Source organism: Streptomyces sp. NPDC050619, from assembly GCF_040654815.1.
In the GTDB taxonomy this organism is placed as follows: domain Bacteria; phylum Actinomycetota; class Actinomycetes; order Streptomycetales; family Streptomycetaceae; genus Streptomyces.
Genome location: NZ_JBFAIR010000048.1, coordinates 1 through 25,956, shown reverse-complemented (window position 1 = coordinate 25,956; position 25,956 = coordinate 1). Strand labels below are relative to the sequence as shown.

Sequence of the window (25,956 nt, the reverse complement as noted above, 5' to 3'; positions counted from 1 at the left end):
TATAGGTACACAGCGTCGCGCAGGACTCCGAGACTGATCAGACGCGCCTTCCGCATGGCGTGCCGGCCTAGTTCGCAATAGGCATGAGTGAACCGGAAGGGAATTACATGCGAGTTGCACGGATGGTCGCAGGATCGACAACCATCATCACCGCTGCTCTCGGGCTGAGTATGGCGACCGCCGGCCCCGCCGCAGCCGCCGACAGCGGCAGCTGGCGTGCTTACGGCAACACGAACCCGATCACCTCCAGCTCCAGTACGTGGCATTGCGCCGGCACCAAAGCGCTCGCCACCGATGTGGGCGCGCAGGTCTGCGCGATCAGATCGTCCGGCGGGGGCGCCGTACAGGGGGCGGTGATCGTGCGTAACAACCGATCCAGCCTCTACTCCGTCCAAGCAGGGATGGACCTGTACAACTCATCCGGCAAGCTGGGCGCCTGGGTTTGCTCGTCCTCAGGGGTCGGGGCGAACTCGTGGTCGGTGTGCTTCGGGGAAACCATCTCCCAGAGCGGCTCGGTGGACTCGGTAGGGATCGCCAACGGCGTGAACCTCGGCATATCACCGAAGGTCTGAACGAGAAGAGCGTGACGGTGATGGTCCCGGGACCAACGGGACCATCACCACACCGGCACTGAACAGTGCTGTCGATTTCCTGCGACCTGATCCAAACGACAGGCCCTACACGAGCTCCGCCGCCAGCAGCCCAGCGGTCTCTGCCACCAGCGGGTCGTCGGCCGGTGCCGCTTCCTCCGGTTGGGTCGTCAGGACGGACAGGACGATCGGTGTGCCGTCCGGCGGCCAGGTGATGCCCACGTCGTTGGAGCCGCCGTACCGCGCGCTGCCGGTCTTGTCGGCGAGCAGCCAGTCGGCGGGGAGGCCCTTGCGGAACTTCTCGGTGCTGGTGGTGTTGCGCAGCAGCCAGTCGGTGAGCCGTTCCCGGTCCCGGGGTGCCAGTACGTCGCCGAGTGTGAGGCGGGCGTAGGTCAGGCCGATGGCGTGCGGGGTGGTGGTGTCGGTCGGGCGCCAGGGTTCCGCGGAGTTGAGTGCGGGCTCCCATCGGTCGAGGCGGGTGATGCCGTCGCCGATCGAGCGGCAGAAGCGGGTGATGGCGGTCGGTCCGCCCAGCTCTCGGAGCAGCAGGTTGGCCGCGGTGTTGTCGCTGAAGCGGAGGGCCGCGTCGCACAACTCGCCGACGGTCATTCCGCCGGCGATGTTCTCGGGCTTCCCGGTGACCGGGGCGTAGCCCGACTCCTCGACGGACTCCTGGGTGTAGCGGATGCGCTTGGCCAGGTACTCGCCGTCGCGGTCCAGGTCGCGCAGGACGGCCGCGGCGGCGAGCGTCTTGAACACGGAGGCCATCGGGAAGCGTTCGTCGGCTCGGTACGACACCGTCCTGCCGGTGCGCATGTTGCGGGCGAACACGCCCAGCCGGGCGGTGTGTTCCTGCTCGAGTTCCCTCAGCCGCGAGCCGATGCCACCCGCGGCGGGTAAGGCGTGGGCCGTACCGCCGCCCAGTGCGAGGGTGGCGGACAGTGCGGTGCCCGCGCCCAGAGCGAGTGCGGTACGACGGGACGGACGGGACCGATGGGACGGACGGGGTCCGTTCGAGTACGTGTGCAAGGTGTCTCCTCTGAGGTGATCACTTACGTACGTCAAGACGCCCTGGCGGCACGGCCTGGTTTCGTCCGCCGCGGAGCCCGCGCCGTCTCAACCCCCCGACCGCCTGCCGCGACCGCGACCTCCGTACTCGCCCGGACGAACGCGGCCACCGCCCGCGACCGCGTCCGTTCGGGCCACGCCAACAGGATCGAGCTGCTCGGCGCGTCGAGCACCGGCACACACACCACGTCCGACCGCGCGTGGCGCCGTACCGATTCCGGGACCACCGCGATCAGCCGGCCCAGGGCGATCAGTTGCATCAGCTGCCCGGTGTCGCGCACCTCCGGACCGCTCGCCTCATCGGAACTCGGCTCGGCCCAGCGGGGAGTCGGTTCGCCGTCGAGGTCGGCCAGCGTCAAGGCGGCGCGGTCGGCCAGTCGGTGGCCGCGGGGGAGAACCGCCACCTCGTCCTGGGTCAGCAGCGGTTCGGTGTCGAACCCGCCGAGGTCGTCGTGCGGGGCGTGCAGGAACGCGAGGTCGACGCGCCCGTCGCGCAGCATCCGCGCCTGCTCGCCGATCCCGCACACCACCACCTCGACCTCGATGGCGTCCGGGTCCCGCTGGTACACCGGCATGATCCGCTCCAACAGGCCCGCGTCCCCATCGGGCTTCATCACCACCAGCAACCGCGGCACGTCCCGCCCCGCCCGCTGCGCCCGCCGCACCGCGGCGGCGACCGCGTCGAGCGCCTTGTGGCACTCGGCGAGAAAGACACTGCCCGCCGGTGTCAGACGCACCGCGCGGCTGGTGCGCTCCAGCAGCACCACGCCCATCCGCCGTTCGAGCCGCTGGATGGCGCGGGACAGCGGTGGCTGCGCCATGCCGAGCCGCTGGGCCGCGCGGCCGAAGTGCAACTCCTCGGCGACGGCCACGAAGTACGTGAGCTCTCGCGTCTCCACTGCGTCCATACCCGCACGGTAACTGCGTCCGTACCCGCACGGTATCGGTCGAGACCACATCGGTGTTGGCTCGTGCGAGCCGCACCATGGTGGCCTGGAGTCATGAATGACACCAAGATCACCAGCGAAACCGTGGTCACTGAATCCGTGGTCACTGAATCCGTGGTCTCTGAAACCATGGTCACGATGGTCACCGGCGCCAACAAGGGCATCGGCCGTGAGATCGCCGCCCAGCTCGCCGCCCTCGGGCACACCGTCGTGATCGGTGCCCGCAGCGCCGAGCTCGGTGAGAAGGCCGCCGCGGAACTGCGTGCCACCGGCGCCGACGCCATCTCCGTCGTGCTCGACGTGACCGACCCCGCCTCCGTGGCCGCCGCCGCCGAAGCCGTCAAGTCCCGATACGGCAGGCTCGACGCCCTGGTCAACAACGCGGCTGTCGCCCTTCCCCCGGGGAGCGACATGACCGGCCAGCGCCCCCGCTCCGCCGACCTCGGCGTCGTCCGCCATATCTTCGACACCAACTTCTTCGGCGTCATCGCCGTCACCAGCGCCCTGCTGCCGCTGCTGCGCCGCTCGAGCGCCCCGCGCATAGTCAACGTCTCCAGCCGCGGCGGCTCCCTGTCCGTCATGGCCGACCAGGAAGCCTGGGCCGACGACCAGCCCCCACTCTCCGCCGGCTACAGCCCGTCCAAGTCCGCACTGACGGCTCTGACCCTCCAGTACGCCAGGGATCTGCGCCCCGACGGCATCCTGGTCAACGCCGTCTGCCCCGGCTTCTGCGCCACCGACCTGAACCACCACGCCGGCCACCGCACCCCCGCCCAGGGCGCCGTGGCCGCCGTCCGGATGGCCACCATCCCCGCCGACGGACCCACCGGCACCTTCACCGACGACCAGGGAACCGTGCCCTGGTAAAACGGTGATACGCCGTATCTGTGCGGTACGCGGTTCGTGCGCGTGAGTCCGTCGAGGTGAGGCCGTGGCATGAGGGCGATCGTCGTGGGAGCGGGTATCGGGGGACCGCGACGCTGAGCCTGCGCCGGGCCGGCTGCGAGGTCACGCTCGTCGAGCAGGCGCCGCGGTTCACCGAGGTCGGTGCCGGGATCCAGCTCGCGCCCGACGCGACCCGAGTGCTGCGCCGGCTGGACCTGCTCGACGCGGTCGCCGCACAGGCCGTCCACCCCTCCCACGTGAGCTTCCGGACCTGGTCCGACGGCGCCGAGATCTGCCGCTACACGCTGGGCCGGGAGGCCGAGGACGCGTTCGGGGCGCCCTACCTGCTACTCCACCGCGCCGATCTGCACGAGGCCCTGGCCGCCGCGGTGCCGTCCCCGTCGGCCAGTAGGAGAAGTTCACGGCCTGCACCGGGATCTTGTTGCCGAAGTGTCACCTGATGACCACCAGGTGACCGCCACTCGCCGGTCGGTTTGTCGGATCGCAGGAAACGATGGGAGACGTCACCGCTCGCAACCAGCCGCCGACACGCCGCGCGAAACACCCGAACCGCGCTGGAAGGACACGCCATGACCGCGCCCAAGGCTCCGACTGCACCAGGGGTGCGGTCCTGGTGGGGAATCCCGTACGCCACCGCCGAGCGGTACCACCGCCCCGTGGTCGCCGATTTCGCTCCGGACCACCCCTACGACCGCAAGGGCGTCGTCGCTGTCCAGCCCGACAGCGGCGACTGGCTCGAAGCGGACAGCGGGATGGGCGAGGACTGCCTGAACCTGAACGTGTGGGCCCCTGAGCAGCCGGCCGGCAAGGCGCTTCCGGTGGCCGTGTACATCCATGGCGGCGGATTCGAGTACGGCGCGAACACGCAGTTCACCTCGAACGCCGCCGGTCTCGCCGCGTCGGGGCGCGTGGTGGGGGTGTCGATCAACTACCGGCTCGGCGCGCTGGGCGCGCTCTCCCTCTCCCAGTACGGCGGCGCCCTGGCTGAGGCCAGCAACCTCTTCCTCCAGGACGTCATCGCCGCGCTCACCTGGATCCAGCGGAACATCGCCCACTTCGGCGGCGATCCCGACAACGTCACCGTCTACGGCCACAGCGCCGGCGCCTATGCAACCTTCGGGCTGCTCGGGGCCTCCTCCGCCGACGGCCTGTACCGGCGCCTGGCCGGGTTCTCCGGCGGGCCCGCCCGCAGCATCCCGGTCTGGTGGGCCGAGGAGCTCGCGGAGCGGTTCGTCACCGAACTCGGCGTCGCGGGCAACCCGGAGAAGCTGCTCGACCTCGACGCGACCTCCCTGAGGGACGCCCTGAGCAAGGTCGCCCCGACGGATCTCGGAGTCCGGGGCGGGATGGACAACCAGGCCACCGGCGTCGTCCTGGACCTCGGGCAACCCGGCGCGGTGGTGCACGCCCATCCCATGGACGTCCTGGCCTCGGGCGCGCACCGCAATGTCGACGTGCTGCTGAGCATGGCCAGCGACGACATGGGCTGGTGGGTGGCGAACGACCTCGACCGGTTCGACCCGCACACCGTCGACCGCATCGTCGACGAGGTCGCCCGGTGGCGCATTCCCCGCTCCCGCGCCAAGAAGATCGTCAATTCCCATGGCCAGGACGGCCGCACCCCGGCCGAGGTTCGCGCCGCGCTCATGGCGGACTACCTCTTCGCGCTCCCCGCCGCTCGCGGCGCCCTGGCGCACGCTGCCGCGGGCGGCACCGCTCATCTGCTGATGATCGGGCCCGCCGAGGGCGCGCCCGCCGTGCACGGCACCGAGATGTACGCCCTGGTCGGCCAGGAAAAGCCGGGCCGCAGCCCCGAGCAGGCAGAGCGTGACACGCGTATCCGCGACATCGTCCTCGACTTCGTCACCGGCGAGCAGACCCGCCTGTGGCCCGCCGTCACGGACCGGCCCACCTCCGCAAGCGTCGGCAGCCCTCCCTTCGAGGCCGGCGCCCACTACCAGGCGGCGCTCGACCTGTGGGAGGGCATCGACCGCCCCTGACGGCGATACGGACCAGCGCACCACGGGCGCGAACAGAAGAAGGAGCTCGGCATGAGCCGACCGACAGCAGCCGCCGGCGCGGTACCGGCGACGATGCGGGCCGTCGTCGTCACCCGGCCCGGCGGCCTCGACGCACTGGAGATCAAGGATGTGCCGGTGCCCGTCCGCAAGCCCGGCTGGGTGCGGATCAGGGTGAAGGCGTTCGGCGTCAACGAGTCCGAGGTCACCACCCGCAAGGGCGAGTCGGACGCGGAGGTCACCTACCCGCGTGTGCCCGGCATCGAGGGCGTCGGCGTGGTCGATGAGACCGACGAGGACAGCCGGCTGCGGCCGGGACAACAGGTGGCCACCATGATGGGCGGCATGGGCCGCTCGTACGACGGCGCGTACGCCCAGTACGTGACCGTCCCCGCAGGGCAGGTCATCCCGTTCGAGACCGGCCTGCCGTGGGAGGTCGTCGGTGCGCTGCCGGAGATGTTCCAGACCGCCTACGGATCGCTGACCACCGGCCTGGACCTCAAGGCCGGGCAGACGCTGTTGATCCGCGGCGGCACCTCCACGGTCGGGCTGAGCGCGGCCACGATCGCGAAGGACCTCGGAGCCACCGTGCTGTCCACCACCCGCAGCCCGGAGAGGGCCGGGGAACTGCGGGCCGCGGGTGTCGACCATCCCCTCATCGACAACGGGACCATCGCCGACCGGGTGAGTGAGCTGGTGCCGGACGGTGTCGACGCCGCACTGGAGCTGGTGGGCTGCTCGGTCCTCGCCGACACCCTCAACGCCGTCCGCCGGCACGGCACGGTCTGCTTCACCGGAGCCCTGGCGGGCCAGTGGACGATCCCCGATTTCACCCCGTTCATGATCCCGGGCGGGGTGCGGCTGACCTCCTACGGCGGTCAGGCCGCCGATCTGCCGGCCGACGTCTTCGCCGGCCAGCTCCAGGCCATCACCGAAGGGCGCCTCAAAGTCCCGGTCGCGAACGTCTACCACGGCCTGGAGCAGATCCGTGACGCCCAGGCCGGCGTCGAGTCCGGCACCACGCCGGGCAAACACGTCGTCGTCCTGGACGACTGAGAACTGATCGCGGGACGCGACAAGGTCACCGCACACATCGACTCGATCTGCTCGCACCTTGCGACAGTGCCCGGTCACTCGCCCGAGCCTCCCGGGCATCGCTGAGCGAGGCGCCACTTCGAGGGCTCGGGGCGCGGTCAGTTCTTCGTAGTCGCGGGAAACAGGAGCTCCACGGCCGTGATGATGGCAGCTCGGCGCGCCGCCAGGAACGTGGCGCGACCCTCGCCGGACGGGGGCGGCAGGTCAGGCTGTGCAGCCCAGGCGGTGGCGAGCTGGTGGACGAAGACCAGGATGTCGACCGGGTCCCAGTGGGCGTCCAGCCGGCCGGCTTCCTGGGCCTCGCGGAGTTGCTCGACCTTGCGGGCCACTGATTCCCGGAAGGAGTCGTAGGGGAGGGAGTCGCCGGCGTGGAGTTCCAGTTGCCCCCAGCTCATGAGCCGGAAGCGGTCGGGGTGGTCGGTGAAGTAGTCATGGAGGCGGCCGGCGTAACCGGGCAGGTCGGTGGGGTCCATGCGGGTCGCTTCGGTCACGGCCGCGAGCTCCTGGGCGGAGACGAAGCGGTAGAGGGCCACCTTGCTGGAGAAGTAGGCGTAGACGCGTTCCTTGCTGGTCCTGGCGGCCTTGGCGATGCGGTCGATCCGCGCCCCGGCGATCCCGTGCTGGGAGAACTCGGCCTTGGCGGCACTCACGATGCGGTCGTGGACCGAGTCTGCGCGGGTTGAGGCACTCATGCTGCCACGCTACCCGACCAAACCGTTTGGTTTGCCGCTGGGCGGCGGTCGGCGTAGGCTAAAACCGAACTGTTTGGTTTGATACAAGGAGATCCGCATGCACCAAAGGACACTCGGCACCCAGGGCCTGACCGTCTCGGCGATCGGCTACGGCTCGATGGGCCTGACCATGGGCTACGGCCCTGGTGACGAGCAGGAGGGGGTCGCCGCCATCCGCCGCGCCCACGACCTGGGCGTCACCTTCTTCGACACCGCCGAGCTCTACGGCTGGGGCACGAGCAACAACGAAGTCCTGCTCGGCAAGGCGGTGAGCGACTTCCGCGACGAGGTCGTACTGGCCACCAAGTTCGGCTTCGCGCAGACCGAGCAGGGCCTGGGCCTCAACAGCCGCCCGGACAACATCCGCACCGTCGCCGACAACAGCCTGCGCTACCTCGGCGTCGACCAGATCGATGTCCTCTACCAGCACCGCGTCGACCCGGACGTGCCGATCGAGGATGTCGCGGGCACCGTCAAGGAGCTGATCGACGCGGGCAAGGTCAAGTACTTCGGCCTCAGCGAGGCCGGCCCGCAGACCATCCGCAAGGCGCACGCCGTGCAGCCGGTCTCGGTCCTGCAGACCGAGTACTCGCTGTTCGAGCGCGACGTCGAGCAGCTCTTCCCCGTCCTCCAGGAGCTCGGCATCGGCTTCGTCCCCTATTCGCCCCTCGGCCGCGGCTTCATCACCGGTACCGCGAAGCCCGCGGGACAGTACGACGCCACCGACTTCCGCAACACCAACCCGCGCTGGCAGCCCGGCAACTTCGAGAAGAACGTCGAAGCCGTCGAGCGACTCGGCCGGCTGGCCACGGCCAAGGGCATCACCGTCTCCCAGCTCGCCCTGGCCTGGCTGCTCGCCCAGGGCGAGCACATCGTCCCGATCCCGGGCACCCGCAGCGCCGCCCGCATGGAGGAAAACGCCCACGCGGCCGACGTCACCCTCACCAAGGCCGATCTCGCCGCGATCCACGAGATCCTCCCGACCGGCGGATTCGGCGCCCGCTATGCCGAAGAACACATCCCCAACTGGGTCTGACCCCAGCCCGAGTGGACCTCCGAATCGATCGGCAGTCCCGTACGGTCAGTGGCCGCAGGCCGCCGCGCTCTGCTCACGGATCGGTCGTGGTGTCGCGTGCCGCGAAGGCGGCCGGGGTGAGGCCGGTGCGGTCGCGGAAGAAGCGGCCGAAGTTCGCGGGGTCGGTGAAGCCGAGGTGAACGGCCGCCGTCCGGGCGTCCCACCGGGCGCCGGGCTTCGAGGAGGCGTCACCTGTCCCGGTCTCTCGCCGCGGGAGACGCGTCGCAGTTCAGCTACGAGATCGGCAACATCGTCTACTGGTCACCCGGTCCCGACATCGCGATCTTCTATGACCACGACGGCCAGTCCATCCCCGGCCCCGGCATCGTCATCCTCGGCGAAATCGACTCGGGGGCCGATGCTCTCAAGAAGTACGACGGCACGGTCGACGTCACCATCGAGGCCGTCGACTGAGACCCAGCCGGAACCACCGAGATCGTCAACCAGGGAGAGGAGGGGGGACGGTCGTGGCCTTGCCGGAAGCGAAGGCGGCCGGGGTGAGGCCGGTGCGGTCGCGGAAGAAGCGGCCGAAGTTCGCGGGGTCGGTGAAGCCGAGGTGGTCAGCCACCGTCCGGGCATCCCATTGGGCGCCTCTCAGCAGGCGGCGGGCTTCCAGGAGGCGCCGCTCGTCGATGAGTTCACGTACCCCCTTGCCGGTGGCGTCCCGGGCGGCGCGGCTGAGGGTGCGGACCGAGCAGCCGAGCAGCTCGGCGTAGTCCGCGGCTTGGTGCAGCTCGCGAAAGTGCAGCTCCAGGGCGTCCAGGAAGCGTCCGTACCTGTCGGCGCGGCCGGTGCCGGCCGTGGCCGTGCCGATGGGGGCGATGCCCGGGGAGTTGGCCAGGCGCAGTAGCAGCGATTCGAGCAGGCTGCGCCGCAGGGCGTGGTGGATGTCGAGGGGGCGGCGCCCCAGTGCGCGGTGTTCGTCCAGGAGCTGGAGTGCCGTCTGCTGGAGCCAGGCGGTGTCGTCGGGGTGCGGGCTGAGCACGGCAGGGGCCTCGTGCGCGGTGAGCGGGGCCAGGAGACGGGCGAGGTCGGGCCGCAGCACGTCCGGTTCGAAGAGGATGAACGGGCCGCGGGACGTGCCGGGCGGATGCCAGCACTGCGCATGCCCCGGACGCACCCACAGCCACTGGCCGGGGACGACGGTCCGCGTGACGTAGTCGACGTCATGCAGCAGCTCACCCTCGGTGACCAGGATCAGGTAGTGGAAGGTGGCCCGGCCCGGACGGGGCGGGTTCCACGGCCAGTCGTCGTGCTGGGCGAAGAAGTCCTCGACGGTACTCACCTCAAGGCCGTAGGGAGTACCGACCGGGGGCTGGAAACCGTACAGCGGAACCGGGGCCAGTCCGGCTGCGGTTCCGCTCGGGTGGGGGTGTCGCTTGTCGACCATCACGTGTCTGCAGTCTACCGCCCCTCCGGTCGGCTTCGACGGAAGGATGGAATGTGCCACCGCGCCCGGCGCGCCCTCCGCGTCCTTTGCTGCCACAGTCCGTCACCACCTGAGAAGGCTCACCGCCCATGAACGCATCGACCCTGCACGAGACCGCCGCCGACCGCGCGGAGGAACTGCCCGGAGCCCGGCTGGAGCATCCCTTCGGCCCGGACTGGGAGGTCTTCAAGGTGCGCGGCAAGGTGTTCATGCTGATGACCGAGGTCCCCGGGCGGCCCGTCGTGATCCTCAAGGCGGACCCCGGCGAGGCCCACGCCCTGCGGCAGCAGTACAGCCACATCACCCCCGGCTACCACATGAACAAGAAGCACTGGATCACCCTGGAGAGCGGGGAAGGCGTGGACAAGAAGCTGGTCGAGGAACTCGTCACCGACTCCTACCGGCTCGTGGTCGCCCATCTGCCCGAGGCCGAGCGGCCCGTCGACCCGCACACCTACGGCACCGGCACGCGGGCGGCCCGGTGAGCGCGGCCGGCGACCGGCTCCAGGACACCGCCCGCCAGGCGGCCCTGGCCCTCCCCGACGTCAGCCACGGATACCCCTTCACTCCCGGACTCGACGTGTACAAGGTCGCGGGGAAAGTGTTCCTGATCGTCACCGACGACCCGGACGAACAGATCATCACGGTCAAGTGCGAACCCGAACACGCCCGCGCTCACGTACGCGGCTACGCCTCGATCACACCGGGCCGCTATCTCGACAAACGGCACTGGATCTCGCTTGGGCCGGGACCCGGCATCACCGAGCGACTGGTCACCGACGCGGTCGAGGATTCCTACGACCTGGTCGTCGAGCGGCTGCCGCGACCAGCTCCTTGAGTGTGTCGGGCGCGACGCCGGCGGGTGCCGGTGGAGACGCGGGCCTCCCTGGCGATCTGGGCCAGGGAGGTCTTGTCGTATCCCCGGGCGAGGCCTCTGTACGCGTGCCCCGCTCGCGCGGTGGAACGCCGGGCGGGTGACCCTGCTGGGCGACAGCGCCCACGCGATGGCCGTTCCAGGCCCAGGGTGCGGCGCAGGCGATCCTGGACGCGGCCGTGCTCGGCGACGTCCTCGCGGGGGCGACCCCGGCCGAGGTACCCGACGCGCTCGACCGGTACGTATGCCGACGGCTGGCGACCGCCACGAACGCTCAGTCCGGTGCGGCCCGGGCGGGCGAGGAGTTCCACCTGCCCGACGGCCCCGAGGCCCGGGCGCGGAACGCCCGCATGGCGGCTACGCGGCCGAGCACCGCTTCCTGCCGCAGGCGACCGTGTGGGCGGCCGACGTCCTTGACGAGCAGGCGCCGTCGTGAGCGGCCGCCACGAGAGGGATTCCCCGGTTCACGGCGAAGACGCCGGAGCCGCAGCCGGGTCCTCGCCCGTCGTGGCTCTTCGGTTCTGGCGGCTCAGATGAACGGCGTGCGCCAGGGTGCCGACCGCGGCCACGCCGCTCAACAGGGAGCCGATGGACGCGATCAGGACGCCCCCGTCGCCGCCGCCTCCCCCCGGGATGGCGATGACCGTCTGGGTCACGACCGGATCCGGGGGCGGGGACGCGGCCGATTCCCCGGTCGGGCCGGTCGGTTCTCCCGTCGGTTCTTCCGTCGGTTCATCCGTCGTGCCTCCGCCGGAGCCGCCCGATCCTCCGCCGGAGCCGCCCGATCCTCCGCCGGAGCCGCCCGTGTCGGTTCCCTGACCCCGCGGACTCGACGCGGTCGGCGGCTGCGTGGTGTACCAACTGGTCGTCGACTGCGGGGCGTCGGCGTTTCCGCTCTCCTCCTGCTGTGTCGCCACCACGAGGAGGGACACGGCGCCTGCCAGGAACACGAAGGCCAGAGAGACCCACAGGGCGATCCTCTGGCGCGGCTTCTGCAACATAACTCCCCCTCACCTCCAGCGTAGGCGCGGCTCCTCAGAACGGCTCCGCCGCCGCAAGGATCCCCGCCGGCAGATACGGCGACGTCACCCCGATGTTCCAGCCCCGGCGGCGGGCATGGCAGGTCAGGGCCAGGATGTCCAGGTTGATCGCGGCGTCGCAGTCCGTGGCGCGGTCGGCGACCCGGTGATGGTCGCGGTGGGCTTCGAGGGCGTCGAGGAGGGCCAGGTTGAAGCTTTCCTCGTCGCCTTCGACCAGTTGGGAGAAGAGCACCGCCGGGGGCGGGAGGAAGGTCTGGTCCTTCGCCTTCTCCCAGTCCCGCAGCGCGCGCTCGGTGGCCGGTTCCGGGTCCTGGCCGCGCAGGTAGTCGTGCACGGCCTCGCGGTACGAGGCGAAGAGGGACCCGTCCTTGCGGGCGCGCGCCGGACCGGCGAGGACCAGCGGTGCCAGGTCCTCGCGGCGGCCCGTGATCAGGGCGAAGTCGACGGCCTTGTGCCAGGCGTCGGGCCCGGCGTCCTCGTCGAGGCCCCCGGGATACGTCACCGTCGTACCGTCGATCGTCACCTCGACGTCGGAGCCGGGTTCGGCGAGCGTCGTACGGAAGAGCGCGGCGCCCAACTCCGCGGCGAGCCGCAGGTTTCCGAGCTGGAGGTCGGTGGCGTCGGCGGAGTGCGAGGCGCGGGTCTTGAAGAGGATCTCCTGGTCGGTCATCGCGTGCGCCAGATGCCAGACGGCGAGCCGCTCCCCGGCCACCGGCGTGAAGGCCTCCCTGGTGTACCGCTCGAACTGGGCCGCGCTCTCCAGGGTCAGCGGCTGCGGATCCACAGGACGCTCGAACTCGACCACACCGGCGCTCAGTTCGGCGCCCGCGTCGGCCCGCCGGTCACGGCCGTACGCCCCCACCCGGGGCGGCGCGGCCTCGAAACCGGTGACCAGCGCGCGCGGGAGGTAGTCCGTGTCGACGGGCGGCGGCCAGCCCTCGCGGCGGTGGGCGAGGGCCGTCAGGGCGAGGGGGAGGAGCGGCAGCAGGGTGCTCGGCGAGGCACTCGGGCCGGGGAGGGCGGAGTACGGGAGCAGCAGCCGCACCACCGCCCTGCCGAACGCCTCCTGGTCGCCGGCGGTCAGGGCCCGCAGGGCGTGCAGCGCGGTGGCGTGCGGCAGGGCGGTCAGGTCTCGGGCGGTCAGGTCTTCGGGCATCTCGGCGACGAGCTGCGCGTCCAGAGCCTGGATCCGGGCCAGCGCCTTGTCGATCGCGGCGAGCTTCTCCTCGCGGGACGGCGGGTAGTTCGCGCCGTCGTCTCCGGTGTCGCCGATGACGTACGCCAGGAAGCCGTTGATCAGCTCGGCGTCGGGGCGTCCGGACCGGCCCTTCTGGGGCCGCTCGCGGGCGAAGTGGAAGGCCTCGCCGTGCCATTCGGCCTTGTCGGCGAGGACGGCCAGACAGAAGGCGTCGAGCCACTGGCCGGCGCTGATCGACTCGGGACCGCCCTCCGACTCGACCCCGGGGTCGTACGACATGCCCCAGTTCACGTAGGTGAGGAACACCTGGAAGTGGTGGTGCGGGTAGTACGCCGCGTAGGCCACGGCTCCGGCGGCGGCCTCGGCGGCGTCCAGCAGCACCGCTTTCGCCTCCGGGGTGTGGAGGTCGGGCGTCTCGACGGAGAGCGCGCCCAGGTACGCGACGAACTCCTCGGCCAGCGTCCACCATTCGTACGTCGTCACCGGCCCGGCCTTCGACATCGACCGCACCTGTGAGCCGATCCGGTTGACGAAGTCCTCACGCACCGCGGAAACCGCCGACTCGCCGACCCGGTGCCGCTCTATTCGCACTGTTGCGCTCCCGCGTTGTTCCCTGTGGCTCCGGCCGTTTCCATGATCCGGCCCCAGCCTAGATCGAAGGTCGCTTCGATCGGGGCCGGGGCCGGGGAAGACGGTAACGGGACGGGAACCGGACGTCAGGAAGCGGCCGGTGTCCAGTCCCCGAGCCAGTCCGCGACCTCCTGGCCGGAGGCCTGGGCGTCGGTCAGCTGCGGCCGGTCGGAGCTTGCCGATCCCGAGCCCGCGCCGGTGTTCTTGTACTCGGCGAAGCGGTCTTCCTTCCAGGAGAAGCCGCTCATGTCCGTCCACGGGGTGGACTTGATCGCGGCGCTGAGGCTGGTGTTGCGGACCGTGGTCTGCGGGTCGAGGGAGGCGTCACCGCCGGCGTGCCAGGGGCGGCCCAGGTAGAAGGTGCCGGATGAGACGTTGCCGTTCACCGTGGAGTTGGCGATCAGGATGCCCTTGCGGTTGGCGGCCGTGCTGGGGGCGGTGATGTAGCCCGCCGAGGTGCCGTTCCAGCGCTTCTTCAGGGTGATGACCGACTTGTCGATGACCGCCGTCGCCCGGCCGAAGATGAAGTCGACATTGCCGGTGACGTAGGAGTTCGAGACGTACACGCGGCCGAGCTTGTCCTTGGCGGCCGTGTCCAGCAGGAGCGTGTCCTGGTCGCCGTTGACGATGACCGAGTCCAGGACGACCTTGTCGGCGGCCGTGCGCAGGGCGACGGCCTGGTGGCCGGAGAGGGACTGGTTCGCGGCCTCGTCGAAGTCGTTGGTGATGGTCAGGTTCCGGGCCTGGAAGTCGTCGGCCTCGACGGCGACGCTGGCGCTGCCGGAGGTGCCGTACGTGCCGCCGCCGGGCTTGGGTGTGCCGCTCGCGTTGTTGTAGACGATCACTGTGTCGTTACGGCTGGCGCCCGTGCCCTGGATCGTGACGTGCGGCTTGTTGGAGGGGACTTTCACCAGCTCGCGGTACGTTCCCGGCTTCACCGCGATCACCACCCGCGAGGGGTTGTTCGCCGGCACGGCGTTCACCGCGGCCTGCACGGTCGAGTACTGCCCGCTGCCGTCCTTGGCGACGGTGAGGGTGGTGGCAGCGGCAGCGGTGGTCGTTGCCGTCGTACCGATCGAGTTGCGCGGCCCCACCCCCGACTTGAGAAGCTTGGGCACGTCCGCCGTCTTGTCGAGCGTGTAGGAGTAGTACGACTTCGGGTCGAAGGCCGTACCGCCGCTCTCGTTGCGCCCGGTGGTGGAGACGAAGGTGTTGCCCTTCTGGACGATCGCCGCGGTGCTGTCCTTGGTGACGGGGTTGTTCATGCCCTGGAAGTAGGAGTTCTCCAGGACCATCTTGGTCGCGCCGCGCGAGTAGTTGCCGTAGGACGACTTGATGTCGGTCCCCGCCAGGTCCTCCAGGAAGTTGTTGTAGAGGTGCGCGTGGGCGGCGTTGTCCGTCGAGGGGTTGCGCTGCTCGGTTTCCTGGATCCAGTTGTGGTGGATCGTGATGTCGGTGACGACGTTCTCGGTCCAGCCGATGCCGAAGGCCTTGTTGTCGTGGCTCAGCTTGTTCCAGGACACGGTGACGTTCGTGCTGTCCTTGCGGACGTCGATGAGCCCGTCGGCCATGTTCCGCAGGTCGTTGTGGTCGATCCAGACGTGGTGGGCGCCGTCCATCTGGATCGCGTCGAAGTCGTGGTCCTTGTCGTTCCAGACGCCCTGGTACGCGTCCCGGATCGTCAGGTTCCGGATGATCACGTTGTGGACGCCGGTGCCGAGGAAGAAGCCGCCGCCGACGATCTGCCCGGAGGTGCCGGCCCCGACGATGGTCTTGTCGGACTTGACCTTGATCTCTTTGCCGACCGGGTCCATCTTGATGGTCGCGGCGACGACGATGACGTACGGCTCGGCGGCCGTCGCGTACTTCTCCAGGTCGGCGAGCGTCTTCACGGTGACCGTCTTGCCGTCCCGGCCGCCGTACGTGCCGTTCTGGCCGAGGGAGTTGACGGAGGCGAAGCCGTCGGCGGTGTCGGCTGCCCAGGCGGGCGCGGCTGCGGTGGCCGCGGTGGCCGCGGAGGCCGTTCGCTGAGTGTCCTCGCCGAAGACGCCTAAGACGCCTAAGTCCGTGCCGTAGGCCATCGTGCCGGCAGCGGTCAGCGCCAGGGGGACGCCGACCGCCAGCACGGTCTTCCTTCTGCGGTGACGAGGCTTGCTGCGGGTTTCAGTCACGACTGCTTCCGATCAAGTCAAGTGACGGGGGGATCAGGTCACTTGCTTGTCGGAGCTGGGGAGGGAAAGGTTGCCGCGCTCCCGATTACTCGTCCACTCGTCTACTCGTCGTTTACTGGGCGCAGGTCTTCGGATCCAGCTTCTCCTCCACCTTGTCCTCACGGCCGTCGGGCTGGCCGTTGGGGAGAAGCTTGTCGGAGGTGCCGTCGATGTAATAGCCGTACGAGTAAATCGTGTTGTACCCGCGGTCGCGCCAGCTGTGCACCGTCTTACGGCCGTCGCCCTTGTTCCATTCGTAGTCCTCGACGTAGAAGACCGGGTTCACGCGCACCACCCGCTGGTACGGCGTCCAGGTCACGGCGACCTGGGTGCACGGCGGGATCGTCTTCTCGCTGCGGCGCTCGAAGGACGAGGTCTTCTCCCAGCCCCACTCGTAGCCGGCGGTGCCGCCCACGGTGCCCGAGAAGATGCTCTTCGCGATGGAGAGGCTGATCGAGGCGCCGACGCTCTTCCTGGCGAACGTCTTGGTGCTGTAGCCGCTGACGAAGGTCTCCTTGTCGTCCTTCGAACCCCGGTTGCCGATCCACGGCGAGGTCCGCTCCGGCTCGCCCTTGATGGACCAGGTCGAGGACTCCGCGTAACCGCACCAGCCGCGGAAGAGCTCCCACGGCCCGGCAGGCTCCCACAGACCGAAGACGTCCTCCAGGTACTCGTCCCGGGTCTTGAACTCGCCGGTGTCGACGTTGAGGGCGCCGTAGACGCCCGTCAGGCTCCCTTCCTGCTCGCAGAGCCGCTCGATCATCAGGTCGGTGTCGCCGGGGTCCGTGCCCCGGATGTTCGTCGCGCCGCCCGGCCCGCTGCCGGCCGCCTGCGCGGAACCCGTGCCGGCCAGCAGGCCGGTCAGGGCGAGGGCGGTGGAGGCCGCGATCAGGGCGCTCTTCTTGAGGGTCGATATGCGCATGCGTCGCATGGGGGGAGGCTCACATTCCTGTGTGCTGTGCGCGCAGATGCTCGGGCACCTGTCTGACAGCCAGGAAGATTGCAGAGAACTCACGGGTAGGGTCGGAAGTGCGTGAGGGATGACAGGACATTGACAGGAAGGTGGGTGAGCCTGTCGGTCTTTGCCTGATTGCGGCCTGCCTACGTGAGTAACTCCGCGAGCTCGTCCGCGAATTGGACGAGCGACTCCCGTCGCAGCCCGCCCCGGGCGACCCCGAACCCGTGCCGGCGCCCGTGGAACGCGGTCTCGACCGCGTGGAACTGGGCCCAGCGCCGGACGCGTTCACGGTCGAGTTCCGCGGCCTCGGCGAAGACGTCCAGAGCCCGGTGGACCGCCTTGGACAGGTCGGCCGCCTCGAGGAGGGCCACGAAGCGTGACTTGAGCAGGGTGCCGCCGTCGTAGGCGGGGTCCCCGGCGTAACCCTTCGGATCGACGGCCAGCCAGGGTTCACGGTCGGCGCGCAGGATGTTGCGGGCATGGAGGTCGCCGTGCACGAGGGTGTCCGGCCGGCCGGGGCCCAGCTCGCGGACGGTCGCGACGGCGGCGTCCAGTACGCGCCGCGGCAGGGTGTGCGTCAACTCCTCGTCGTCCGAGCGCAGTTGACGCTCCCACTCGTCGACGCGCTCCCGCAGCCGGGGCAACTCGGGCGGCGCGGGGACGGCCAGCCGCCGGTTGAGCCGCCCCGCGACGGTCATGATGCCGTCCTCGTCGCCCGCCCCGATCTCCCCCAGGGTCTGCGTCCGGGCCCGCTCCAGCAGCATCGCGAACCGCTCGTCGTCCCGCTCGTACAGCAGGACGGCACCCCGCCCGCCCCACACCGCGAACGCGTCCGGTTCATGGACGTTGCCGGGATGCGGAAACGACACCTTCAAAACAGCTGGTACGGCGGGCTCTGCGCCCCGGCGCAGCACCGGGACGATCACCCCGACACCACCGTGCACGACCTCGCCGTCCGGCACACACTGCCACCGGTCCAGCAACTCCCCGACCAGCGCCGGGAGTTCGGCGATCCAGGCCGCTCCAGCCGCACCCTCACGCTCGACGGTGCTCCGTACGAAGTTCTCCGGTACCGCGATCATGCGGGCACCTTACGGGAGCGACACCGAGGCGGGGAGGGAGTGCGCGAGGTGCTCAACTGTGCGCAAGCCGACCAGGATTATGACAAACATCGGTCATGAGTCTGCCCGACTCTGCCTCCATATGGCTGAAGTCGGTCAGCCGCTGCTACTTTCTGCGCGTGACATCGAGCAAGCGGCGTGCGCGGATCGTGAAGTCACTCCGGGTGGCGGGAGGCGTGGCGTCCGTACGCGAGCTGGCGGACCGACTCCAGGTGAGCGAGTCGACGATCCGCCGCGACCTGACCCTGCTGGACCGCGACGGCGAACTCATCCGCACCTACGGCGGCGCCGCCCTGTCCCTGCGGGCGAGCTCACTGCGCGCGAGCACCGCGGCCACCGCCGAGAAAGCCGTGGGCGAAGAGCCGTTCGATGTCGCGGCATCGCATGACATGGCGATGAAGGAGGCGATGGCCGCGCGTGCCGCCGAACTCGTCGCGGACGACAGCGTGGTCGTGCTGGACATCGGCACCAGCACCCCGTTGATCGCCCGTCGGCTGCGGGGCCGCCCGGTCACCGTGATCACCAGCAATGTGGCCGTACTGGACGAACTGCGCGACGACGACACCGTACGGCTCGTCATGCTCGGCGGCGTGCTGCGCCGCAACTACCAGTCCATGGTCGGCTCCCTCACCGAGACGGCCCTGCGGCAGATCAGCGCCGACTTGGTGTTCCTGAGCTGCACGGGGGTGCGCGCCTCGGGCCACGTCGTCGACGACATGGCCGTAGAGACGCCCATCAAGCAGGCGATGATCGAGGCCGCCGACCGCGTGGCGCTGGTGGCCGCCGCGACCAAGTTCCCCGGCACCGGCAGCCTGCGCCTGTGCTCCCTCTCCGACGTCGACGTCCTGGTCACCACCGCCGGCGCCGACCCTCAGACGCTGGACATCTGCCACCAGGCCGGCGGAACGGTGATCCAGGCCTAAGGAGCAGTTGCGGCCCGCTCTACTCAAGGAGTTCCGGACATGCACAGATGGCGCAGTTGGCCTCGAAGAATGCCTCGAAGAATGCCTGGAAGGATATGGACCCTCGTGGGCGTCACCGCCTGCGGTGTCGTGGTGTCCCTGCTGGCGACCGCCGTACCGTCCCAGGCCGCCCCCTCCCCTTCAGCTCCCGCCACCGCTCGTATCAGGGCCACCGCGGCCGTGGACGCGATGATGGGCTTCTACGACGCCGAGACCGGCCGTTGGCAGCCCGAGTCACCGTGGTGGCAGTCGGGCAACGCCCTCCAGGCGCTGCTGGACTACATGGCGAAGACCGGCTCGCGCAGGTACATGCCGCAGGTCAAGAACACCATCGCGATCCAGCGGGCGCCCTTGGAGTGGTGGCCGGAGGGCGGAGGCGAGTTCAGGGCCGATTCCACCGACGACACCGGCTGGTGGGCGCTGGCCATGACCCGCGTGTACGACCTCACCCGCGACAAGAGGTACCTCGACATCGCCGAGCTGGACGAGGCCTACATGCGCGACTACTGGGACGACACCTGCGGCGGTGGCATCTGGTGGGACATCCCGGCCAAGAGCTACAAGAACGCGATCAGTATCGAGCTGTACATCAAACTCGCCGCGTCGCTGCACAACCGGATTCCCGGCGACAAGGTCTACCTGGCCCACGCCCTCGAAGCGTGGCGGTGGTTCAAGGGCAGCGGGATGATCAACGGCGATCACCTCGTCAACGACGGCCTCAACACCCAGGGCGGCGGCTGCGCCAACAACGGGGGCACCACCTGGACCTACAACCAGGGCGTGATCCTGGGCGGACTCACCGAGCTGTACAAGGCCACCGGCGACAAGAGCCTGCTCGCCGACGCCCGCGACATCGCCGACGCGGTGATCGCCAGTCCGTCCCTCACCCAGCACGGCATCCTCACCGAGCCCTGCGAGCCGACGGGCACCTGCAACGCCGACCAGGCTGCCTTCAAGGGCATCTTCGCCCGCGACCTCGGCGAACTCGACAGCGTCCTCACCGGACACCCCTACCGGAACTACCTGCGCACCCAGGCCTCCTACGCGTACGCCAACGCCCGCAACAGCGCGCACCAGTACGGCCTGAGCTGGTCCGGCCCGTTCGACCAGGCAAGCATCGGGAGCCAGTCGTCGGCGGTGTCCTTGCTGACGGCCGTTCTCTGACACGCGACGTTCCCGTGGTGATGTAGGTGATGTAACAGAAAGGGAGGCGTGAGGCGTCAAGGCCATGTGAGCGCAGACGCGTTACAGGGAGGGTTACTCACATGGCCATGGCCAGATCGTCACAACGGTCGGCGGAGATCGAGGCGTTCATGCGGGACGTGAGCCCCCGCCTCTTCCGCGCCGCCCTGCTGGTCTGCGGCGACTGGCACCTCGCGGAGGACCTGGTGCAGACCACCCTGGGCAAGGCGTTCGTCTCCTGGGGCCGGGTCCGCAAGGCCGACAGCCCGCACGCGTACGTGCGCACGATCCTGATGCGCACGTATCTCTCGCACGTCCGGCTGCATCGGACGACGTACGAGAAGCCCGTAGGCGAACTGCCCGAACAGCCGACCGCCGCCACCACGCACGACCCGGCCCTGCGCCTGGCGCTGACCCAGGCACTGGCGTCGCTGTCGCCGCAGGACCGGGCCGTGGTGGTGCTGCGCTACTGGGAGGACAGAAGCGTCACCCAGACCGCGACGGAACTCGGCCTGAGCGCCGGGAACGTACGCATCCGGAGCATGCGGGCGCTGTCGACTCTCCGTACGTCGCTGGGCGACGAGCACGACGTTCTCGCGGGTCGTTGACCGAGACCAATGGGGAAGGACTGAAAGTTTCATGGATCAGATGGATCAGATGGATCAGATGGAGCGGGACGAGCTGGAGTTCGGCCCCCGACTGGAACACATGCTGGACGCGTACGCCGCCGAACTGCCCACCCCGGCAACGGATCTGGTGAGCGGGGGACTAGCACGAGGCCGACGACTGAAGAGGCGAAGGCGGACCCTATGGACCGCGACCGCGCTCACCGTTGCGACAGGCCTGGCGGGCGGGGCGTTCGTAGCGGGGATGCTGCCGGGCGATGCGGGCAGCGCTACGGTGCACCAGGCAGCCGCCGACACCACCGTGACCATCCCGGACTTTTCCCTGACGGCAGCCCAGGCATCCGCACCGCCGGGCAAGGTAGCGGTCACGGGGAAGGCAACGGTCGCAACACTCCGGGATCTACTGCCCGGAAAGCCCACGACAAGCGGCTACGACTGGTGGGAGAGCAAGGAGGGCGCGGATTCGGCGAGCGCCGGTGGACGACTACTCGTCGCCGCCGAGGGAGGCCAGGCGGAGACGACGATCAGCCTCCAGGGCAGCTTCCAGCTAACGGCGTTCGACGCACTGAGCAAGGAGGAGGGAGGGTCGGGGCAGGACAAGACCGGACAGACGGCACCGGACAAGTCCGCGGCGGCGAAGGAGGCCTCCGGGTCGGAAAAGAAGCTGCGCCCCGCGACGAAGGCGGAGCTCCAGACCTTCTACTCCTGCGCGGACCGAGCGGAAGCCGGCGTCACCCTGACCTCCTGCAAGGCGCAGAACCTGGACGACGGCTCGGTACTGATCAGCTACGAGGAGAGGTCCGGCACACTGACCCGCCGCACGGCCGACCTCCTACGCAAGGACGGCACCAGGATCGTCGTAGTCACGTCCAACGGGACGGACAGCAAGCGAGGCCCGGCGGACATCAGCACCCCACCCCTGACCTTGCCACAGCTCACCGACATCGCCGAGAGCCCGAACTGGCAGGCGTGGGTGGACCCTTCGGTGAACGACGGAGCGAAGAACATCTCCTGACCGCCAGCCCCGCCAGCCCCGTCACCACCGGCCTCGACTGACCGCGACCCGGAGTACCTCCTCCAGAGACTCGGCCGCCCTGGTGAGCGCGAACCGCACGGCCCGCTCACCTGCCTTGGGATCACCGAGCACGGCTCTGGCCCCCGCGAGCACCTGTTCCCCGGACTCCAGTTGAGCCGCTTCGACGTCGTCGGCCAGCAGGGAGAGTCTGCTGTGCGGGTCGTCGGCGCTGAGGTAACACGGTTTGCCTTCGGGGGTCGTCCAGGGCAGGAGACGGAGCTTGCCGGTAGTCGGTGATTCATCCGGGGTGATCACGCGGGGACCTCCATTCCGCGGATGCGGAGCTTGTGCTCGCGGCGTTCTTCCGGGGTGAGGAGGTACGGGCGTACGAGCGGGGTGTCGCGCTCGAAGGCCGATACGTCGAGAGGGCGGCCGGATCGTGGCGAATCGGGGGCGAGAGCCAACGGCGGATCTCCGGCCCGATGTTGGGCCCGGGCAGCTCGGTGCCGGCCCTGGGCGGGCAGCAGTGCCCGCACGATGGCCAGCAGCAGCAACTCGCAGAATCCGGCGATGTGTTCCCTCACGTCAGCGCTCCCTCTGTGGCTTTGACGAGCGGTGATTACCGTTCGTGCCTTGATCGTCACTGCTTGCACGTACGCTGCGGAAGAGGGCTGGCGTTGTCTGGGCGCCAGGCAACGAGGAGGGGTGACATGTCCGAACACCCGGTCGGAGAAGGGGAATCGAAGCGCGTGGCTCTCGGGCGAACGCTGAGGTTCCTGCGGGAGAAGGCCGGCAAGTCGCTGGGGCAGCTGTCCGAGGAGACGGCGTACGACAAGAGCTATCTGTACCGCCTGGAGACGGGTGAACGGCTCTCGAAGCGTGCGGTCATGGAGGACCTGGACAGATATCACGGCTCCGGTGACCTGCTGGTCCGCCTGTGGCGGGACGCGCGCAAGGAGGTCATCAAGGACAAGTACAAGGCGTTCATGGAGCTGGAGGCGACGGCTCGGGTCATGTGGATGTTCCAGCTGCGCGTGCCGGGCCTCTTGCAGACCGAGGACTACGCCCGTGCGGTGTTGTCAGGGTTGTCCGGAGCCCAGACAACGGCAGGCAACGGCGAGGAAGTCGAAGAACAGGTGGCCTTGCGCATGGGACGGCAGGAACTGCTGTACCGCGATCCGGCACCGAGCGTTCGCGTGATCCTGGACGAGGGAGCGCTGCGGCGCCCGGTCCCCGACGCGAAGGTGTGGGCGGACCAGCTGTCGCACCTGCTGGACGCGGCGGAACTTCCGAATGTCGCGCTTCAGGTGCTGCCCTACGCGGCCGGAGTGCACGACCTCATGGACAGCCACCTGTGGCTGCTCTGGCAGCGAGTCGGCGACCCCGTTGCCTACGTGGAAGGCAACGGCTTCGGCGAACTGATCGATGATCCGGACAAGGTTTTGTCCTTTCGCTTGTCCTACGATCTGGTCAGGGACGCGGCTCTGACTCCGGTGGAGTCGACGGCGTTCATCAAACGCCTTCTGGAGGAGTGCAGATCATGAACCGACCCCTCGACCTCAGCACCGCTGTGTGGCGCAAGTCGTCCTACAGCGACGGGGGCGGCACGAACTGCGTCGAGGTCGCCAACGGCTACGCCGACCTGATCCCCGTCCGCGACAGCAAGGTCCCGGCGGTCCGCCCGCTGCTCTTCTCAGCGGCGTCATGGTCTGTGTTCGTGGACGGGGTCAAGGATGAGGCAGGCCTGCACACGTTCAGGTGACGCAGGTCAAAAGGCCTGACCTGCGAGGACGCGCCTCCCTCATGGTTGATCTTCCGGCCGAATGGACGGCCGGAACCCGAACGACTGATGTGGAAAGTACGAGGCGGTTATGGGCGTAGACACAGCGCGTCGAAGGAGGACATCGGTCATGGCTGCTCACGCTACGGAATCCGAGTCGGTCGTCGTCCCTCCCATGCCCGAGCGGACCCCGAAGGCCCTGCGCGAGGCCATCGCCGAGCACACTCCCGCACTGCTCCCGGATTTTGACGAGCACTGGAAGTGGGCGATCGCCGATGCCTACGACCTCGGTCCGGTGCCGGCGTTCATGGCCCTCTGGTGGGGTGAGTACGCCCTCGCCCGCGACCCCAAGCTGGACGCGCATGTTCGCGATCTTGAGCACCGAGCCGCCTACGAGTGCACTGACATCGAGGAAGCCAAAGCCCTCCTCGAAGAGGCGTCGAAGATTCACTACCGGGTCCGAGAACTGGAGCCCGGCGAGTGACTGATGGGTTCATGGGGCCGCCCTGACAGGCGGACTGGCGATCGACGCGCTCGACACCTTCGAGGCACTGCCCGACCATGTTCGTGAGATCGTCCTCGCAGCGCGCGCCGAACTGGTCACGGCGAAAGACCTGTATTTCCATGGCATCGATGCTGATGCCGGACTTCCCGAGGACATGAGGGTCATGCCTGGCCGGTCCACTGATCCGAAGGGCCGCCACATCTGTTCGTTCGACAACGGAAACGGCTGGCTGAAGTACTCCTTCGTCCGCCGAACCGAAGATCCCCAGATCGTGGTCGAAGAGGTCTTCTGGCAAGAAGCTGAGCCTCTTACACCGCCCCTGACGGAGGAGTAGGCGCCCCCAGCAGTCGTACGGTCACCATCGTGCCGCCGCCCTGCGCGTGGGCCAGGCTGACCTCGCCGCCGGCCTGCTGGAGCGTGCGGGCCACGATGATCGGTCGAGGCCCGAGCCGGGCATCGCGCGGGCGCTCGGAGAGCGCCAGAAGCGGTCGAAGACGTGGGGGAGTTCGTCGGCGGAGATGCCGGGCCCGTGGTCGCGGACGGTCAGCTGCGCCGAGCAGACGGCGTACGACAAGAGCTATCTGTACCGCCTGGAGACGGGGAACGGCTTTCAAGACCGGCCGCGCTTGGCGACCGACTAGGCTCTTGACCTGGGCATTCCTCGTCACCGCGCATCAGCGGTTCAAGATCCTGGCCGGAGGTGGCCGCAGACAGTCTCGTGTGGGCGGGCCCGCTAGCCCTCTGGCAGGGTTCGTGGAGTGCAGAGCCGGAGGGCTAGGTTCCCACGAAGTGCTGCCACGCTCTGAAAACACAGGCGGGCAGCAATCCTCGCGTAGTACGGTTGTGGCTGGCCACCACACGGGGGGTGAGCTGGCGATGTTCCGCTAGTGATAGGTGATCCATGCCCAACCCCTTCCCGTCCCTGAAGGCAATGGCCATGCTCAGGGTTCTGACTGCGCTCGGGTACGTAGTGACACGACAGTCGAGCTCGCATCGCCGGCTTGAGGCTGACGGTATGCCGCCGCTCACTTTTGCTTTCCATGATCGAGTTAGCTTGCCGCCCGGCGTGGTGCGAGACATCCTGGTGAAGCAGGTTGGTCTGACCCAGAGCGAGGCGCTGAAGGCGGTGGGAGCGAAGTGACACCCCTGACACCCTGGTTGATCCACATCATGCTTCGCCAGACAGACGACGGTCTTTACGCCACGTCTCCCCAGCTTCCGGGCTTCATGTACGGGCGGAAAACCCTCTCCGCAATGCACTCTGAACTCCAAGATGCAATTGCATTCCACTTGGGCCAAGAAGGCCCATTCCAAGTCGTGGAGCATCACGAGCGGCATTACGATATCTCCGATGGAGAACTGGTAACGCGCCTCGCCCAGGATGCGCACGCCGCGGATCGACAGATTGTTTACGAGCGGCTAGGTAGAACGATTCGCGACTCTCGACAGGCGAAATCGCTGATTCAGGGAGTACCTAACGCCGTTGGGGAAGTTGTTTACGTATGCTCAGTCCCATCAGACACATTGGGCTGGCTTAGCGAGCAGCTTTCTGAACCGGATGACGCTTTTTACGCCGCCGTCACCGTTGGCGAAGAAATGCTAATGACCCTTCCGTTTGCTCACGGAGAAGCTTACAGTGGGGCAAGCGATATCTACACAGCTGGCACGCGAGGCTACGATAAGGACACGCGCTTGAGTGAAATCATTCAAGAAACGCGTATCGTGACTCCGGTTCACCAAACTATCGACGCCGATGCGTAGCTTGAGCAATGATCAGTTCACTCAGTCGCGTCCTGCCTCCGCGGAGTCGCCCCCTAACGGCCGAGTGGAAACCGGTAGCCCTCTAGATCCTGCAGGGAGAAGTCGACTGAGACGGAACGCCATGAAGGGCCCGGTCCATTGGCGGTTTCTAGGGGTCGTCGCAACACGTGGTCGGTTTGATCAGGCCGTGAGTAGTTTATGCAGGCGCTCGGCTGGGGTTTCCCAGCCGAGCGTT

Annotated in this window: 28 protein-coding genes and 4 pseudogenes; 19 read left to right on the top strand and 13 right to left on the bottom strand. The window is 68.7% G+C overall.

Annotated features, from left to right (window positions below):
* Positions 1-83: 83 nt before the first annotated feature.
* Positions 84-572, top strand: coding sequence for a hypothetical protein (locus tag AB0I77_RS46830; protein ID WP_363289061.1), 489 nt, complete (start codon positions 84-86; stop codon positions 570-572).
* A 105-nt stretch (positions 573-677) separates the two neighbouring features.
* Here the strand turns inward: AB0I77_RS46830 and bla are convergent, their stop codons facing one another.
* Both bla and AB0I77_RS46820 read right to left on the bottom strand, forming a co-directional pair.
* A complete protein-coding gene (gene bla / locus AB0I77_RS46825) occupies positions 678-1,619 on the bottom strand; it encodes a class A beta-lactamase (RefSeq protein WP_363289060.1) in 942 nt (313 codons plus the stop codon).
* A 32-nt stretch (positions 1,620-1,651) separates the two neighbouring features.
* The gene (locus tag AB0I77_RS46820; RefSeq protein ID WP_363289117.1) at positions 1,652-2,557 is read right to left on the bottom strand and encodes a LysR family transcriptional regulator; all 906 of its coding nucleotides are present in this window, start codon (positions 2,555-2,557) and stop codon (positions 1,652-1,654) included.
* A 102-nt stretch (positions 2,558-2,659) separates the two neighbouring features.
* On the opposite strand from AB0I77_RS46820, the gene AB0I77_RS46815 reads away from it, so the two are divergent.
* From AB0I77_RS46815 to AB0I77_RS46800, 4 genes and pseudogenes are all read left to right on the top strand, one after another.
* Positions 2,660-3,472, top strand: a complete 813-nt coding sequence (locus AB0I77_RS46815) for an SDR family oxidoreductase (RefSeq protein ID WP_363289059.1) — start codon at positions 2,660-2,662, stop codon at positions 3,470-3,472.
* Positions 3,473-3,541: 69 nt separating this feature from the next.
* Positions 3,542-3,885 (top strand): annotated as a pseudogene (locus tag AB0I77_RS46810) (FAD-dependent monooxygenase); the annotation flags it as partial.
* A gap of 195 nt (positions 3,886-4,080) precedes the next feature.
* Positions 4,081-5,511, top strand: a complete 1,431-nt coding sequence (locus AB0I77_RS46805) for a carboxylesterase family protein (protein WP_363289058.1) — start codon at positions 4,081-4,083, stop codon at positions 5,509-5,511.
* A 51-nt stretch (positions 5,512-5,562) separates the two neighbouring features.
* Positions 5,563-6,585, top strand: coding sequence for a zinc-binding dehydrogenase (locus tag AB0I77_RS46800; protein ID WP_363289057.1), 1,023 nt, complete (start codon positions 5,563-5,565; stop codon positions 6,583-6,585).
* Between the two features lie 137 nt (positions 6,586-6,722).
* Here AB0I77_RS46800 and AB0I77_RS46795 read toward each other — a convergent pair whose 3' ends face one another.
* On the bottom strand, positions 6,723-7,316 hold the full coding sequence (locus tag AB0I77_RS46795) for a TetR family transcriptional regulator (protein WP_363289056.1): 594 nt from the start codon (positions 7,314-7,316) through the stop codon (positions 6,723-6,725).
* A 97-nt stretch (positions 7,317-7,413) separates the two neighbouring features.
* Here AB0I77_RS46795 and AB0I77_RS46790 point away from each other — a divergent pair, with 97 nt between their 5' ends.
* Complete coding sequence (locus AB0I77_RS46790; protein WP_363289055.1) at positions 7,414-8,391, top strand: aldo/keto reductase; 978 nt, start codon at positions 7,414-7,416, stop codon at positions 8,389-8,391.
* A gap of 73 nt (positions 8,392-8,464) precedes the next feature.
* On the opposite strand, the pseudogene AB0I77_RS46785 reads toward AB0I77_RS46790, so the two are convergent.
* Positions 8,465-8,602, bottom strand: a pseudogene (locus AB0I77_RS46785) (AraC family transcriptional regulator); the annotation flags it as partial.
* 20 nt (positions 8,603-8,622) lie between these two features.
* On the opposite strand from AB0I77_RS46785, the gene AB0I77_RS46780 reads away from it, so the two are divergent.
* Complete coding sequence (locus tag AB0I77_RS46780; protein WP_363289115.1) at positions 8,623-8,844, top strand: cyclophilin-like fold protein; 222 nt, start codon at positions 8,623-8,625, stop codon at positions 8,842-8,844.
* Between the two features lie 25 nt (positions 8,845-8,869).
* Here the strand turns inward: AB0I77_RS46780 and AB0I77_RS46775 are convergent, their stop codons facing one another.
* Complete coding sequence (locus AB0I77_RS46775; protein WP_363289054.1) at positions 8,870-9,715, bottom strand: AraC family transcriptional regulator; 846 nt, start codon at positions 9,713-9,715, stop codon at positions 8,870-8,872.
* 233 nt (positions 9,716-9,948) lie between these two features.
* Between AB0I77_RS46775 and AB0I77_RS46770 the strand changes: the two genes are divergently transcribed.
* The 3 genes and pseudogenes from AB0I77_RS46770 to AB0I77_RS46760 all read left to right on the top strand — a co-directional run.
* Complete coding sequence (locus AB0I77_RS46770; RefSeq protein ID WP_363289053.1) at positions 9,949-10,344, top strand: MmcQ/YjbR family DNA-binding protein; 396 nt, start codon at positions 9,949-9,951, stop codon at positions 10,342-10,344.
* Entirely contained in the window at positions 10,341-10,697 is a 357-nt protein-coding gene (locus AB0I77_RS46765) for an MmcQ/YjbR family DNA-binding protein (RefSeq protein ID WP_363289052.1), read from the top strand. The genes AB0I77_RS46770 and AB0I77_RS46765 overlap by 4 nt, the downstream gene beginning before the upstream one ends.
* A 91-nt stretch (positions 10,698-10,788) precedes the next feature.
* Positions 10,789-11,169 (top strand): annotated as a pseudogene (locus AB0I77_RS46760) (FAD-dependent monooxygenase); the annotation flags it as partial.
* Positions 11,170-11,197: 28 nt separating this feature from the next.
* Here AB0I77_RS46760 and AB0I77_RS46755 read toward each other — a convergent pair.
* The 5 genes from AB0I77_RS46755 to AB0I77_RS46735 form a co-directional block, all read right to left on the bottom strand.
* Positions 11,198-11,734 (bottom strand): hypothetical protein, encoded by a 537-nt coding sequence (locus AB0I77_RS46755; protein ID WP_363289051.1) that lies wholly within the window; start codon positions 11,732-11,734, stop codon positions 11,198-11,200.
* Positions 11,735-11,768: 34 nt separating this feature from the next.
* The gene (locus AB0I77_RS46750) at positions 11,769-13,562 is read right to left on the bottom strand and encodes an Imm49 family immunity protein (RefSeq protein ID WP_363289050.1); all 1,794 of its coding nucleotides are present in this window, start codon (positions 13,560-13,562) and stop codon (positions 11,769-11,771) included.
* Positions 13,563-13,687: 125 nt separating this feature from the next.
* Positions 13,688-15,772: a pectinesterase family protein gene (locus AB0I77_RS46745; protein WP_363289049.1), complete on the bottom strand. Its 2,085-nt coding sequence runs from the start codon at positions 15,770-15,772 to the stop codon at positions 13,688-13,690.
* 112 nt (positions 15,773-15,884) lie between these two features.
* Entirely contained in the window at positions 15,885-16,733 is an 849-nt protein-coding gene (locus AB0I77_RS46740; RefSeq protein WP_363289048.1) for a hypothetical protein, read from the bottom strand.
* Positions 16,734-16,912: 179 nt separating this feature from the next.
* On the bottom strand, positions 16,913-17,851 hold the full coding sequence (locus AB0I77_RS46735; RefSeq protein ID WP_363289047.1) for an aminoglycoside phosphotransferase family protein: 939 nt from the start codon (positions 17,849-17,851) through the stop codon (positions 16,913-16,915).
* 158 nt (positions 17,852-18,009) lie between these two features.
* Here AB0I77_RS46735 and AB0I77_RS46730 point away from each other — a divergent pair, with 158 nt between their 5' ends.
* The 4 genes from AB0I77_RS46730 (at position 18,010) to AB0I77_RS46715 (ending at position 21,675) form a co-directional block, all read left to right on the top strand.
* Positions 18,010-18,813, top strand: coding sequence for a DeoR/GlpR family DNA-binding transcription regulator (locus tag AB0I77_RS46730; protein ID WP_363289046.1), 804 nt, complete (start codon positions 18,010-18,012; stop codon positions 18,811-18,813).
* Between the two features lie 81 nt (positions 18,814-18,894).
* Positions 18,895-20,016: a glycoside hydrolase family 76 protein gene (locus tag AB0I77_RS46725; RefSeq protein ID WP_363289045.1), complete on the top strand. Its 1,122-nt coding sequence runs from the start codon at positions 18,895-18,897 to the stop codon at positions 20,014-20,016.
* 101 nt (positions 20,017-20,117) lie between these two features.
* The gene (locus AB0I77_RS46720; RefSeq protein WP_363289044.1) at positions 20,118-20,642 is read left to right on the top strand and encodes a SigE family RNA polymerase sigma factor; all 525 of its coding nucleotides are present in this window, start codon (positions 20,118-20,120) and stop codon (positions 20,640-20,642) included.
* A gap of 31 nt (positions 20,643-20,673) precedes the next feature.
* A complete protein-coding gene (locus AB0I77_RS46715; protein ID WP_363289042.1) occupies positions 20,674-21,675 on the top strand; it encodes a hypothetical protein in 1,002 nt (333 codons plus the stop codon).
* A 21-nt stretch (positions 21,676-21,696) separates the two neighbouring features.
* On the opposite strand, the gene AB0I77_RS46710 is transcribed toward AB0I77_RS46715, so the two are convergent.
* The gene (locus AB0I77_RS46710; RefSeq protein WP_363289041.1) at positions 21,697-21,990 is read right to left on the bottom strand and encodes a hypothetical protein; all 294 of its coding nucleotides are present in this window, start codon (positions 21,988-21,990) and stop codon (positions 21,697-21,699) included.
* Complete coding sequence (locus AB0I77_RS46705; RefSeq protein ID WP_363289040.1) at positions 21,987-22,259, bottom strand: hypothetical protein; 273 nt, start codon at positions 22,257-22,259, stop codon at positions 21,987-21,989. Before AB0I77_RS46705 ends, AB0I77_RS46710 begins: the two co-directional genes overlap by 4 nt.
* A gap of 126 nt (positions 22,260-22,385) precedes the next feature.
* Here AB0I77_RS46705 and AB0I77_RS46700 point away from each other — a divergent pair, with 126 nt between their 5' ends.
* From AB0I77_RS46700 to AB0I77_RS46690, 3 genes are all read left to right on the top strand, one after another.
* On the top strand, positions 22,386-23,219 hold the full coding sequence (locus AB0I77_RS46700) for a helix-turn-helix transcriptional regulator (RefSeq protein WP_363289039.1): 834 nt from the start codon (positions 22,386-22,388) through the stop codon (positions 23,217-23,219).
* A complete protein-coding gene (locus AB0I77_RS46695) occupies positions 23,216-23,437 on the top strand; it encodes a DUF397 domain-containing protein (protein ID WP_363289038.1) in 222 nt (73 codons plus the stop codon). The genes AB0I77_RS46700 and AB0I77_RS46695 overlap by 4 nt, the downstream gene beginning before the upstream one ends.
* A gap of 148 nt (positions 23,438-23,585) precedes the next feature.
* The gene (locus AB0I77_RS46690; protein ID WP_363289036.1) at positions 23,586-23,939 is read left to right on the top strand and encodes a DUF6247 family protein; all 354 of its coding nucleotides are present in this window, start codon (positions 23,586-23,588) and stop codon (positions 23,937-23,939) included.
* Positions 23,940-24,268: 329 nt separating this feature from the next.
* Here the strand turns inward: AB0I77_RS46690 and AB0I77_RS46685 are convergent.
* A pseudogene (locus AB0I77_RS46685) lies at positions 24,269-24,507 on the bottom strand (ATP-binding protein); the annotation flags it as partial.
* Positions 24,508-24,861: 354 nt separating this feature from the next.
* On the opposite strand from AB0I77_RS46685, the gene AB0I77_RS46680 reads away from it, so the two are divergent.
* Both AB0I77_RS46680 and AB0I77_RS46675 read left to right on the top strand, forming a co-directional pair.
* Complete coding sequence (locus AB0I77_RS46680) at positions 24,862-25,101, top strand: type II toxin-antitoxin system HicA family toxin (protein WP_363289035.1); 240 nt, start codon at positions 24,862-24,864, stop codon at positions 25,099-25,101.
* A 113-nt stretch (positions 25,102-25,214) separates the two neighbouring features.
* The gene (locus AB0I77_RS46675; RefSeq protein ID WP_363289034.1) at positions 25,215-25,721 is read left to right on the top strand and encodes a hypothetical protein; all 507 of its coding nucleotides are present in this window, start codon (positions 25,215-25,217) and stop codon (positions 25,719-25,721) included.
* The last annotated feature ends 235 nt before the right edge of the window (positions 25,722-25,956 follow it).

What these genes read in the sequence shown, in the direction of transcription:
- AB0I77_RS46815 (WP_363289059.1), top strand. Translation starts at nt 2,660, where the DNA reads ATGAATGACACCAAGATCACCAGCGAAACCGTGGTCACTGAATCCGTG.
- AB0I77_RS46695 (WP_363289038.1), top strand. Translation starts at nt 23,216, where the DNA reads ATGAACCGACCCCTCGACCTCAGCACCGCTGTGTGGCGCAAGTCGTCC.
- AB0I77_RS46830 (WP_363289061.1), top strand. Translation starts at nt 84, where the DNA reads ATGAGTGAACCGGAAGGGAATTACATGCGAGTTGCACGGATGGTCGCA.
- AB0I77_RS46715 (WP_363289042.1), top strand. Translation starts at nt 20,674, where the DNA reads ATGGATCAGATGGATCAGATGGATCAGATGGAGCGGGACGAGCTGGAG.
- AB0I77_RS46735 (WP_363289047.1), bottom strand. Translation starts at nt 17,851, where the DNA reads ATGATCGCGGTACCGGAGAACTTCGTACGGAGCACCGTCGAGCGTGAG.
- AB0I77_RS46725 (WP_363289045.1), top strand. Translation starts at nt 18,895, where the DNA reads ATGCCTGGAAGGATATGGACCCTCGTGGGCGTCACCGCCTGCGGTGTC.
- AB0I77_RS46700 (WP_363289039.1), top strand. Translation starts at nt 22,386, where the DNA reads ATGTCCGAACACCCGGTCGGAGAAGGGGAATCGAAGCGCGTGGCTCTC.
- AB0I77_RS46675 (WP_363289034.1), top strand. Translation starts at nt 25,215, where the DNA reads ATGCACTCTGAACTCCAAGATGCAATTGCATTCCACTTGGGCCAAGAA.
- AB0I77_RS46680 (WP_363289035.1), top strand. Translation starts at nt 24,862, where the DNA reads ATGCCCAACCCCTTCCCGTCCCTGAAGGCAATGGCCATGCTCAGGGTT.
- AB0I77_RS46790 (WP_363289055.1), top strand. Translation starts at nt 7,414, where the DNA reads ATGCACCAAAGGACACTCGGCACCCAGGGCCTGACCGTCTCGGCGATC.
- AB0I77_RS46795 (WP_363289056.1), bottom strand. Translation starts at nt 7,316, where the DNA reads ATGAGTGCCTCAACCCGCGCAGACTCGGTCCACGACCGCATCGTGAGT.
- AB0I77_RS46755 (WP_363289051.1), bottom strand. Translation starts at nt 11,734, where the DNA reads ATGTTGCAGAAGCCGCGCCAGAGGATCGCCCTGTGGGTCTCTCTGGCC.
- AB0I77_RS46770 (WP_363289053.1), top strand. Translation starts at nt 9,949, where the DNA reads ATGAACGCATCGACCCTGCACGAGACCGCCGCCGACCGCGCGGAGGAA.
- AB0I77_RS46720 (WP_363289044.1), top strand. Translation starts at nt 20,118, where the DNA reads ATGGCCATGGCCAGATCGTCACAACGGTCGGCGGAGATCGAGGCGTTC.
- AB0I77_RS46690 (WP_363289036.1), top strand. Translation starts at nt 23,586, where the DNA reads ATGGCTGCTCACGCTACGGAATCCGAGTCGGTCGTCGTCCCTCCCATG.
- AB0I77_RS46740 (WP_363289048.1), bottom strand. Translation starts at nt 16,733, where the DNA reads ATGCGCATATCGACCCTCAAGAAGAGCGCCCTGATCGCGGCCTCCACC.
- AB0I77_RS46805 (WP_363289058.1), top strand. Translation starts at nt 4,081, where the DNA reads ATGACCGCGCCCAAGGCTCCGACTGCACCAGGGGTGCGGTCCTGGTGG.
- AB0I77_RS46800 (WP_363289057.1), top strand. Translation starts at nt 5,563, where the DNA reads ATGAGCCGACCGACAGCAGCCGCCGGCGCGGTACCGGCGACGATGCGG.